This window comes from Endozoicomonas euniceicola (assembly GCF_025562755.1).
GTDB classification, from domain to species: Bacteria; Pseudomonadota; Gammaproteobacteria; order Pseudomonadales; family Endozoicomonadaceae; genus Endozoicomonas_A; species Endozoicomonas_A euniceicola.
Genome location: NZ_CP103300.1, coordinates 151,786 through 163,337 on the forward strand (window position 1 = coordinate 151,786; position 11,552 = coordinate 163,337).

An 11,552-nucleotide genomic window follows, 5' to 3' on the forward strand; every position below is an offset into this window, starting at 1 on the left:
CACCGTACAAAGTGACTGCTCCCCACCCTATCGGGTGAGGCTTCTAATTTCTTAGGCAGCAACCGACAGTCTGCCGGATTTACGCAAGCCTCCATCAGCAGAAACGGACAGTCCTTCCGCCTTTAATTTCAATATGCCTTGCTTCTTGATATTGCGAGCTGCATTAATATCCCGGTCATGGATAGCACCACAGCTACACTCCCATGATCGGATTCTCAATGGCATTTTTTCCTGTTTCAAATCGCAGACTGAGCAAGTTTTAGAGGATGCAAACCACTGGTCTATCTTCACCAGATGTTTACCTTCCTGCTTTGCCTTGTATTCGAGTTTGGTTATCAGTGAATGCCAGCCAGCATCAGCAATAGAACGAGCAAGACGCTTGTTCTTGAGCATGTTTTTAACTTTCAGTGTCTCCACAATCACCGCTTGGTTTTCGTCGATGAGTTGTTTTGATAGCTTATGCTGAAAATCATTACGGGCAAAGGCTACACGCTCATGCGCCTTTGCCACCAATAAACGGGCTTTGTGCCTACCTTTTGAGCCTTTCTTGCAGCGAGATAGAGCCTGTTGTTTTCTTTTCAGGTTACGTTGTGCTTTTTTCAGAAAGCGAGGATTGCCAGTCTTATGGCCGGTACTGGTGATAGCCAGATCAGCAATCCCCATATCAACACCGACAACCTGATTAGCTTCGAGATTATCAATCTGTTTTGGTTGTTCCTGGGTATCATCAGCCAATATGGAGGCAAAATACTTGCCGGTTAGCGTTCTGCTCAGGGTGATAGACTTCACCTTACCCACTATTTCACGATGCACTTTAGCCCTTATGGGCTTGCACTTGGGGATTTTTATCCAGTTATCGCCCACAGAGACAGACGTACAATGGTAGCTACTTTGCTTGCCATGCTTTTTCTTGAAGCGAGGAAATCTTGCCTGCAATTTGGGATTGAAAAAGTTTTGAAAGGCCGTATCCAGATTGATAGTGGCCTGTTGCAGTGCAATAGAGTCAGCGTTTTTCAGCCATGAGTACTTTCGGCTTTTCTTGGCTTTTGCCAGCAAGGGCTTCAGGTGTTTTTTGGGAGAAAGGCTCTGCCCACGAACCTTGTAATAATGAACCTTAATAGCCAGGGCCTTGTTCCATACGAACCGCACAGCATCAAACTGACGGTCGAGAAATTCCGCCTGCTCCGATGTTGGATAGATTCGTACTTTGGTGGCTCTCAGCATGGAACGTTATTTCAGTGCTCATTAATATAAAGTTTATATTACAGGTATTTGAAAGAGGTTTTCAAGTGAGCGCACACAATAAAGATTTGCTTAAAGGGTATCTTCGCAAACGACATAGCGTTACCAAGCTGGTTGTTCATTTGGTGTTCACGACAAAGTACAGACGAAAGCTTTTTGATGGCTATATGATCAAGCAGTTACGGGAGTCGTTCGAGAGTGCATGTGAAAAACTGGAATGCCAGTTACTTGAAATGGATGGCGAAAAAGATCACGCACACCTGTTGGTGGCCTACCCACCAAAACTGGCTATCAGTGTCATGGTAAATAATCTCAAATCAACATCATCAAGACGGTTGCGAATGCTGAATACCCACCTTACTGCTCAGAGCAAAGCAGGCTTAATGTGGTCAAGGTCTTACTTTGCTTGCAGTGCTGGCGGTGCAACTATCGAGACTCTGAAGGACTACGTTAATAGCCAGAGTACACCAGATTGATGGCGGAAGGCTCTGCGCCTTCCCGTCTTATATCCCCGCCCGCATTGGGCGAGGGTTTACGACGATTTTGCTAAGCCGGTTGCGTTGCTTGCACCTTGACACTCCAAACCAAAAGGTTAGGCCAGACAAATGACGGGGTATTCTATGCTGCTACACCCCTGAGACGAAAGCCGCTTCCGGCAGGACTGCTAAAATTAGCTATGAACCGCAGGGACAGGCACTATGGACAACGAAACTGAAGACAACGCCCGCAAAACCCTTGATGAAGGCAAAGCTGCCATTAAAGAGGCCATCAACCTGATGGAGCAAATGTCCAGCATGCGTGGCAAGCTAAACATCAAGAACGGTGCAGGGCAGCGTTACCTGGAAAAAATAAAACCCAATATGGCACAACTGCAGGAGGCAGAAAGCGAAATCCTGACCAACTACACCGGCAAACCTGCCGCCAACAAGAAAAAGCAGAAGCGTAACATGATGAGCGCCCTGCACCGCCATGGCCGGGCCTGACAGCCCTGCCGCGCATCTCTTCTTCTGATAAAACCACGCTCTTGCCGTAACTCTATTGACAGTCCATGCTGTTGAGTGATCCTATTTCCGGCAATTCAACAGAAAACAGTCATAAACAAAGTGTTCACCATCTACCACTCCAATCAGCTTGATGTGCTGAAAGACCTGCTGGTCGAGCTAATCCGGCGAGACCCTCTGTCCAACCCCCTGGAAGATGAGCAGATACTGGTGCAAAGCCCCGGTATGGCCCAATGGTTACGACTGGCGCTGGCTGACGGGTTTGGTATTGCGGCAGCCACCGCTTTCCCCCTGCCCGCCAGCTTTCTCTGGGATATGTTTGTCAGGATTTTGCCTGATGTCCCCAGACGCTCGGCCTTTAACAAAGAAGCCATGACCTGGAAGATCATGACGCTACTGCCAGAAATGGTCCACCGGGACAGTTTTGCCGATCTCAGGCAATACCTGAGCGACGACCACGACGGCGTACGCCTCTTTCAGCTATCCGAAAAAGTCGCTGACACTTTTGACCAGTACCTTGTATATCGCCCCGACTGGATTGCCTTCTGGACACAGGGAGGAAGTGACCCGGACAACGTCGCCGCTGCACAACCCTGGCAGCCGGAGCTGTGGCGAGAACTGGTGAACAAAACCGAAAGTCTGGGGCAAAACCACTGGCACCGCGCCAATATGCACCACCGGTTTCTGGAAGAACTGTATAACGGCCATCATCAGCACAAACTGCCCAGGCGGTTGTTTGTCTTTGGCATCTCTGCCCTGCCCCCGCATTTCGTTGACACATTAAAAGCCCTGGGCGAACAGACCGATGTCCACATGCTGGTATGTAACCCCTGCCGTTACTACTGGGGCGATGAGAAAGACCCCAAATACCTGCTGCGTATGACCGCTAAAAAATTCGCGTCTAACCAGTTGGTGCAATCCCTGCCTGCCGTCAGCACCAGCAAACAGAATGATTTCACCCGCGAGGGGTTATCGCTGGACAATCCGAATGCTTCCGGCAACCCTCTGCTGGGTTCTATGGGCAAATTAGGGCGAGATTACCTGCATCAGCTCCATGACCTGGACGCTCCTGAAATCAGTGCCTTTGTTGATGGAGATAACGATGGAGATAGCAACGGCAAGCACAACGGCCTGCTGCACAGCCTGCAAAACGATATTCTGGAATTAACAGAACCTTCCGGCAAACTGTCAATCAACCCTGAAGACCAGTCCCTGCGCCTGCACAGTTGCCACAGCCCCCTCAGGGAGGTGGAAGTGTTACACGACCAGTTACTGGCACTGTTCGAACAAAACCCGGAACTGACACCCAGGGACGTGGTGGTTATGCTGCCCGATGTCGATCAATACAGCCCCTGGATACAGGCCGTGTTTGGTGGTGTAGGCAGTCAGGACCAGGACGATCCACGTCGTATACCCTTCTCTATTTCGGATCGCAGCGCCCGCAATGAGCACCCGATACTCTCCGGACTGTTACATCTGCTGGATCTGGATAACAGTCGCTGCACTGCGCCCGAACTGCTGGAGTTGCTGGAAATCCCCGCTATGCAGCGACGGTTTGAACTCTCAGCCGACGATCTGGACACCCTGCGTCGCTGGGTCGATGAAACCGGTATTCGCTGGGGACTTAACCCTGACCATCAGGCGCACTTCGACCTGCCACCCAGAGACAGCAACTCCTGGCTGTTTGGCCTGCGTCGTCTGTTACTGGGCTACGCCATGCCCGAAGCCTGTGGACTGTACGACAATATTTTGCCCTTTGATGCCGTACAGGGCATGAGCGCCCGCCTCGCCGGACAACTGGCAGAATTTATTGACCACGCCGACCATCTGGCGCAAACACTGCAACAGGAACGTTCCATTGAAGAGTGGACCGCTTATATTCATGACATCAACGAACGTTTCTTTCTGGCAGACGAAAACGACGAATACGCATTAAAACTGGTGCATGAAGCCCTTGAGAACCTGCATCAGCAATTAGACGACGCTGGCTATAACGAAGCACTGACACGCCCGGTATTGCTGAGCTATCTGTCCGAACGTCTATCCAGCCAGCGCAGTAGCCAGCGTTTTCTTGCCGGACAGGTGAACTTCTGCACCCTGATGCCCATGCGCTCCATTCCATTCAAAGTAGTCTGTCTGCTGGGACTGAACGACGGCGCTTACCCCCGAAGCATTGCCCCTACCGGTTTTGATCTGATTGCGAGACACCCCCGCCGTGGCGACCGTTCACGGCGGGAAGATGACCGCTACCTGTTTTTAGAAGCGCTGCTGTCCGCCAGGGAAAAACTCTATATCAGTTACGTTGGGCGCAGCGTGAAAGACAACACTGAACGTGTACCTTCAGTACTGGTGACGGAGCTATTAGATTATATTGACCAGAACTACACTATTGATGAGCACTCCATCAAACACCACCTGTTAACTGAACACACCCTGCAACCGTTCAGCCCCGGTAACTTCCTGCCCGACAGACCTAACCCTCCGTTCAACTCTCTATTTAACTCTCTATTTAGCTATGCCAGAGAATGGCTGCCTGTTGCCAGACGGGATGAGATAGACGCTGCGGCCTTTATAGACACGGCTCTGCCCGAAGAAAAGGATAAACAGGATGTACTGGAGCTCAGCGAGCTGCTGCGTTTTTACAGAAACCCCTGCAAGAGTTTCTGCAACCGTCGCCTGAAGGTGTATTTTGAGGACAGTGACGAAGTACTGGAAGAAACAGAACCCTTTATCATTGGTGGACTGGATGCTTACCAGTTGAAACAACAGGTTCTGAATGACCTGCTCGAAAAAGGTCATACCGATGACGTGTACCGAATTCTGAAAGCCGTTGGACAGCTTCCCCACGGTGCCTTTGGTGACCTGTTGCTGGAAGAACAGGAAACCGGTCTGACGGAGTTGTCGGAGCAAGTTAAAGCCCGTACCCGCACGCCAGAGGATGACAAAGAGGAAAGCATCGAGGTCAACCTGAAATTGGGAGAACTGCAACTGACAGGCTGGCTGAAAAATATCTACGACAACAGTCTGGTTCGCTATCGCCCGGCAAAAGTCAAAGGCAAAGACCTGATGCTAACCTGGATAGAACATTTGTGCCTGTGCGTCTGTTCCGATCAGCCAGCCATCACTCACCTGTTAAGCCTTAATGCGCCGATGACCTACCAGGTCGTCGAAAAAGAAGAAGCCCTGGAACAGCTACAAGAACTGGTCAGATACTATCAGCAGGGTCAGAAAGAGCCTTTGCCATTTTTCCCGGAAACCGCCTGGAGCTGGCTAACCGCAGACGAAGACAAAGCGGAAAGTGCGGCCAGGAAAGCCTACGAAGGCGGCTATAACCATGAGGGTGAACGACGGGATGCCTATATGAGCCGTTGCTACCCGACACTTGAACCCACTTATAACGCCATGACTGAGCTGGCTCAAACCTTTATGCAGCCCATGCAGCCTTATCTGGAGGAAGTAAAATGACGGAACAGCCCCGGATAGCAGACAATAAACCCGTAGACCTTAATGCGTTTCACTTTCCGCTGCATGGCAACCGCCTGATCGAGGCCAGTGCCGGAACCGGAAAAACCTATACCATTGCCAATCTCTATTTAAGGCTGGTTCTGGGACACGGTGACGGCCATTCCGCACATCCGGAACCACTAAGCGCTGACCGGATTCTGGTGGTTACCTTTACCGACGCAGCCACGGCGGAACTGCGTGACCGTATTCGGGCAAGATTGCACGACGCCCGCATGGATTTTATTGCCGGGCAATCCGGTGATAAATTCATTCAGGATTTGATTAACGACCTTGACCGCCGGGAAGAACGGATTGCCCTGTTACTCGCTGCCGAACGGCAGATGGACGAAGCAGCCGTGTTTACCATTCACGGTTTTTGCCAGCGAATGCTTAAACAGCACGCGTTTGAAAGCGGTACGCTGTTTACCAGCGAACTGATTACCGATGAAACCAGCCTGCTGCAACAGACGGCTGCTGACTTCTGGCGGCGTCATTTCTACCCAGTGGACAAGCCCCTTGCCAGCCTGACCCGTGATCTCTGGAAAACTCCAGCCGACCTTCTGAACAGTATTCGCAGCTGGCTCGGTAAAAGTAACCTGGAAGTGATTCGGGGCGAATTACCAGACTCTGTTGAGTCCTTTAAACAGACCTATATGGATTCTGTCATAGCCGTTAAAACGCTGTGGCAACAGGAACGGCAAACCATTGAAGACCGACTGCGCAGTGCCGGACTAAAAAAGCGGAGCAAGGCATTATCCCGCCTTGATGAGATGAGCCGCTTTATAAACGGTAGTGGCTTACAGCCTTCACTGGGAAGTTCTAAAGACGGCTGGGAAATTTACAGTTCGGAAGCTCTGAAAAAAGACACCACCAAGGCCGGCACACCACCTGAACATAAAGTCTTTGAATTAATTGACCAGCTGGTTGCACGACCACTCTCGATCAAAGACGCCTGGAGTGGCATGATCCGGGATCAGGCGCTGGCAGAGATTCGCACAAAAGTGAGTGAGCTAAAACTCCGGAAACACCAGATGGCCTTTGACGATCTGTTGATCAACCTGGGCAGGGCGCTGGATAAGGATGTCAACGGTACACTGGCTAATGCTATTCGTGAGCAGTTTCCGGTGGCCATGATCGATGAGTTCCAGGATACCGACCCCCTGCAATACCGGATTTTCAGCCAGATATACGGCGATGGTAATGCAAAAGAAGCCGGGTTGTTTATGATCGGCGACCCGAAACAGGCAATTTATGCCTTCCGTGGTGCCGATATTTTCACCTATATGCAGGCTCGCCAGCAAGTATCCGCTCACTACACGCTGGGCATGAACTGGCGCTCCACCAGCAATATGGTGAGTGCGGTCAATACACTGTTCAAGATTGATAATCCGTTCCTGTTCAACGATATACCCTTTTTGCCAGTAGCCCCTTCTCCTAAAGCAGACAACAGTCGCCTTTTGCTGGAAGGCAAACCCGTTAACGCCTTACAAATCTGGCTGCAACAGGGGGATGAAAAGCCAGTTGTAAGCAACGAGAACTATGAAGCCGCTATGGCTCAGGCAACGGCAAACCAGATCAACCGCCTGCTGACGGATGCCAATATAAACGAATGCGTCATTGAAAAGGACGGTGAGCAAACACCCTTGCAGGCAGGCGATATTGCCGTTCTGGTTCGAACCGGACGACAGGGGCTTAAAATCCGTGACGCCCTGAATGAGCAGAATATTGCCTGCGTCTACCTCAGTAACAAAGAGTCTGTTTTCGACTGTCAGGAAGCTGTTGACCTGCAACGCCTGCTGGCAGCCTGCCTGAGCCCCACCGATGAACGCACACTGCGTTCAGCGCTGGCAACACCACTGCTGGCCCTGTCAGCATCGGCGCTTGACCAGCTGAACCAGAATGAAGAACTCTGGGAACAACGGGTTGAGGAGTTCTCCCGTTATAAAGAGTTATGGGACCGCTACGGCGTCCTGCCCATGCTGCGCCAACTGATTCACCAGAACCGTATCGCTGAACGCCTTCTGGGTAGCAGCACCGGTGGTGAGCGACAACTGACTGATTTATTACACCTTGGGGAACTGCTGGCGAGCGCCAGTCAGGAACAGGAAACGCCCCACGCACTGCTGCGCTGGTTGACGGAACATAACCAGAGCCCGGACAACAATGCCGATGAACAACAGCTGCACCTGGAAAGTGAGCGTAACCTGGTAAAAATTGTCACCATCCATAAATCCAAAGGACTGGAATACAATGTCTGCTTCCTGCCCTTTGCCTGCTCATACAGAGAGACCAAAGAACCGGTTTTTCACGATCTGAAGAAGGGCAGAACCCAACTGGACCTGTCCGGTGATCCGGATGCCGCGGACAAAGCCGACCATGAACGGCTGGCAGAAGACCTGCGCCTGATGTACGTCGCCATGACCCGGTCGGTGCATTGCTGCTATGTGGGTGTAGCGCCTCTGAAAAAAGGTAATTCAGGCAAGGACCCCGTGACCGACCTGCACAAAAGTGCTTTTGGCAAGCTGTTGGATAAAGACACCCTCAAGCCATCGGACTTAACCGCCCGGCTTCAGGCACTGGACGAAGAACATGCGTTTATTGAACTGTCTGAGCCACCGCTGGAGCCACTGCCTGCTTTTCAGCCAGTAGACGACAATACTGAAACACTGGCAGCAAGAAGTTTTAGTGGTAGCATCGAGAAAGACTGGTGGATGACCAGCTATTCCGCCCTGTCAAAAACAGCGCACTCCAGCTCCGCACAGATCCATACCAGCGCCAGTGATGAACAGCCGGGGATTGATATGGAAGTACAGGAAGAGTCTGCCGCAAAGCCGGAATCTCCAACCGTTGAGCACTCTATTTTTACTTTTCCAAAAGGCGCACGACCAGGAACGTTTATGCACACCCTGTTTGAACGACTGACGCCAGTTAATTCAACGCCAGAACAGATGCCGCAGTTTGTCAATGAACAGTTGCAGCTGGAAGGGTTAGGAGAAGAGTGGTGCGATACGCTGGTCACCATGCTCACCCACTGTCTGGACGCGCCTCTGGACGGTGAGCATATGACTTTACGCAGCCTGCCAGAGCGGGCGCGCAAGGTTGAAATGGAATTTTATCTGCCACTGTCTGAACTTAAAGCTCACAAACTGAACATACTATTGCAACGGCACGACCCACTGTCAGCCAAAGCTGCGCCCCTCGCTTTCAGCACTCTAAAGGGCATGCTAAAAGGCTTCATCGATCTGGTGTTTGAATATCAGGGACGCTGGTACGTTCTTGATTACAAATCAAACTGGCTGGGGGAACAGTACAGTGATTACAGTCGCGCCCGTATGGAACAGATGATGATTGAGCATCGCTACGACCTTCAATACCAGCTCTACAGTCTGGCGCTGCATCGTCTGCTGAAAACCCGATTGCCCGACTACAGCTTTGAACAGCATTTTGGCGGCGTCGTCTACCTCTTTCTCAGAGGTGTGCAGAGTAATGACAGTGACCGTCACGGAATTTACGACACCCGCCCGAAACAGGCACTGATTGAAGCCATGGACAACTTATTTGCTGGCGACTTGTTTGCTGGTGAGTTGTCTACTGGAGAGGACGAATAATGACAAACCATCAATCTCCGGTACTGCAAACCCTGGGGCAGTTGAAAACTGCTGGTTCCATCCGTGCGCTGGATTACCAGTTTGCCCGTTTTTTACAGGAAATAGGGGGTGAACCTTTAACGGTTCTGGCAGGCGCACTGGTCAGCCACGAACTGGCCAGCGGTAATGTCTGCCTGTCGCTGGAAGACATTGAACAGCAAACACAAACACTGTTCGGCGTTGATCCGGATGCGTTACAGCCTCTTAAGGCACTGATAGCATCCGGCAACTGGCAGGAGCAGTTATCAGGCTCCCGTCTGGTTTCCGATGGTTCTGAGGGTAGTGTACCAACCCCACTGGTATTGAACCGTAATCGTCTGTATCTCTATCGCTACTGGCACTTTGAGCATCAGGTAGCGGAGATTCTGAGAAACAAAACGGCCAGGCTCGTTGAATCTAACACGATCCAGGCTATTCTCGACCGGCTGTTTCAGAGAGATTACACCCTGCTATTCAACGGACTTCAGACCGAAACCGATCAACGGGCTGCCATCATTAAATGGCTCGATGTCGTAAAACCGGATGAACTGGACTGGCACGCTATCGGGCAGACCCTGCAACAGGCCACGTCAGGAAATGACCTGGCCCATCTCGACCAGCTGATTCCCGAACACGCCTGCCTGAACTGGCAAAAAGTGGCAGCCGCTCTGGCTGCCACCCAGTCCTTCAGTGTTATCAGCGGCGGGCCGGGAACGGGTAAAACGACCACGGTCACCCGGTTGCTGGCCTTGCTGGTTGAGCTGGAACAGCAAACTAAAGGCAGAGCACCGGTTATACGACTGGTGGCACCGACCGGCAAAGCCGCTGCGCGCCTGACCGAATCCATTGGTGGTGCGCTGGAAAAACTGCATTGCTGCGAAACCGTTCGCAACAATATCCCCAGTGAAGCAGGCACTATTCATCGCCTGCTGGGCGTTATCCCCAACAGCACAGAGTTTCGCCACCACCGGGATAACCCTTTACATCTGGATATTCTGGTGGTCGATGAAGCTTCCATGGTGGACCTGCCCATGATGAATCGTCTTCTGGACGCTTTACCCGGAGATGCCCGGATTATTTTACTGGGAGATCGTGACCAGCTTGCTTCAGTGGATGCGGGCAGTGTGCTGGGGGATATCTGTGCGGCGGCAGGCAACACTTATACCGAAAGGCAGCAAAAGCGATTACAGCAGTTAACCGGTTATGACCTCAGAACAGAGCTACCGGAAAGTAATGCCAATATTCACGACTGCTTCTGTCTGTTGCAAAAAAGTTACCGGTTCGATGCCTCTTCCGGAATTGGTCAACTGGCAGCGGCAGTGAACGGTGGGAAAGTCAAAAATACCAAAGCCGTATGGGAATCCGGCTTTCAGGATATCCGGCGTCACCTGTTGAACGACAGTGGTTATCAAACCATGTTGCAACTCTGTGTTGATCAATACCGCCCTTATCTTCAGGCAATAAAAGAAGGCCAGCCAGCCCGGAAAGTACTGGCCGCTTTTAACCGGTTCCGTCTGCTGTGCGCCCTGCGGGAAGGAGCCTGTGGTGTTGAAGGCTTAAACCTTGAAATTCGCAGCGCCCTCGCCCGGCATCGCCTGATTGAACGGGAAACCCTGTGGTATCCGGGCCGACCGGTTCTGATCACCCAAAATGATCATGGACTCGGACTGTATAATGGCGATATTGGCATCACGCTGGCGGGTACAGATGATCGTCTTCGAGTTGTTTTCCAGTTGCCTGATGGCTCTCTGAAAGAGCTGCTGCCCAGCCGCTTACCGGCTCATGAAACCGTCTACGCCATGACCATTCATAAAAGTCAGGGTTCCGAATTTGCCCACACGGCCATGATTCTGCCCGATAAAATCAATCCGGTACTGACCCGGGAGCTCGTGTACACAGGCATTACCCGTGCCAAGAGAATGCTGGAACTGTTTACGACAGATGCAGTCTTTAACCAGTCTGTTGCACGACAGACACACCGATCTTCAGGCTTGAAGGAGCGCTTGCTCGCTTGAGATGAAGCGTGCACATCTCGCCCGTGGACAACAGATAGTGCTCACGGGCTAATGTACGAATATCGTCGTCTTCTAATACAATGCGAATGGCAAACCTGCAACATTTTATCGCATAAATGCCTGCGTTATTTGGCAGAATCGGTTGTATCGTCTATGCTCCTTAA

General features: G+C 51.5%; 6 protein-coding genes. 5 read left to right on the plus strand and 1 reads right to left on the minus strand.

Translation table 11 applies throughout. The annotated features are described in order from the left end of the window. Window positions 1–51 precede the first annotated feature (51 nt). Window positions 52–1,224 carry an RNA-guided endonuclease InsQ/TnpB family protein gene (locus NX720_RS00685; RefSeq protein WP_262598778.1) on the minus strand — a complete coding sequence of 391 codons (1,173 nt, stop codon included), beginning with the start codon at window positions 1,222–1,224 and terminating at the stop codon, window positions 52–54. Window positions 1,225–1,289: 65 nt separating this feature from the next. On the opposite strand from NX720_RS00685, the gene tnpA reads away from it, so the two are divergent. The 5 genes from tnpA to recD all read left to right on the plus strand — a co-directional run bounded on the left by tnpA (window position 1,290) and on the right by recD (window position 11,388). After that, the gene (gene tnpA / locus NX720_RS00690) at window positions 1,290–1,718 is read left to right on the plus strand and encodes an IS200/IS605 family transposase (protein WP_262598779.1); all 429 of its coding nucleotides are present in this window, start codon (window positions 1,290–1,292) and stop codon (window positions 1,716–1,718) included. Between the two features lie 222 nt (window positions 1,719–1,940). Next, window positions 1,941–2,225: a hypothetical protein gene (locus tag NX720_RS00695; RefSeq protein ID WP_262598780.1), complete on the plus strand. Its 285-nt coding sequence runs from the start codon at window positions 1,941–1,943 to the stop codon at window positions 2,223–2,225. A gap of 120 nt (window positions 2,226–2,345) precedes the next feature. Continuing rightward, window positions 2,346–5,708: an exodeoxyribonuclease V subunit gamma gene (gene recC / locus NX720_RS00700; RefSeq protein ID WP_262598781.1), complete on the plus strand. Its 3,363-nt coding sequence runs from the start codon at window positions 2,346–2,348 to the stop codon at window positions 5,706–5,708. Then, window positions 5,705–9,355 (plus strand): exodeoxyribonuclease V subunit beta, encoded by a 3,651-nt coding sequence (recB, locus tag NX720_RS00705; protein ID WP_262598782.1) that lies wholly within the window; start codon window positions 5,705–5,707, stop codon window positions 9,353–9,355. Before recC ends, recB begins: the two co-directional genes overlap by 4 nt. Continuing rightward, a complete protein-coding gene (recD, locus tag NX720_RS00710) occupies window positions 9,355–11,388 on the plus strand; it encodes an exodeoxyribonuclease V subunit alpha (protein ID WP_262598783.1) in 2,034 nt (677 codons plus the stop codon). The genes recB and recD overlap by 1 nt, the downstream gene beginning before the upstream one ends. Window positions 11,389–11,552: the final 164 nt, after the last annotated feature.

What these genes read in the sequence shown, in the direction of transcription:
- recB (WP_262598782.1), top strand. Translation starts at nt 5,705, where the DNA reads ATGACGGAACAGCCCCGGATAGCAGACAATAAACCCGTAGACCTTAAT.
- NX720_RS00685 (WP_262598778.1), bottom strand. Translation starts at nt 1,224, where the DNA reads ATGCTGAGAGCCACCAAAGTACGAATCTATCCAACATCGGAGCAGGCG.
- NX720_RS00695 (WP_262598780.1), top strand. Translation starts at nt 1,941, where the DNA reads ATGGACAACGAAACTGAAGACAACGCCCGCAAAACCCTTGATGAAGGC.
- recD (WP_262598783.1), top strand. Translation starts at nt 9,355, where the DNA reads ATGACAAACCATCAATCTCCGGTACTGCAAACCCTGGGGCAGTTGAAA.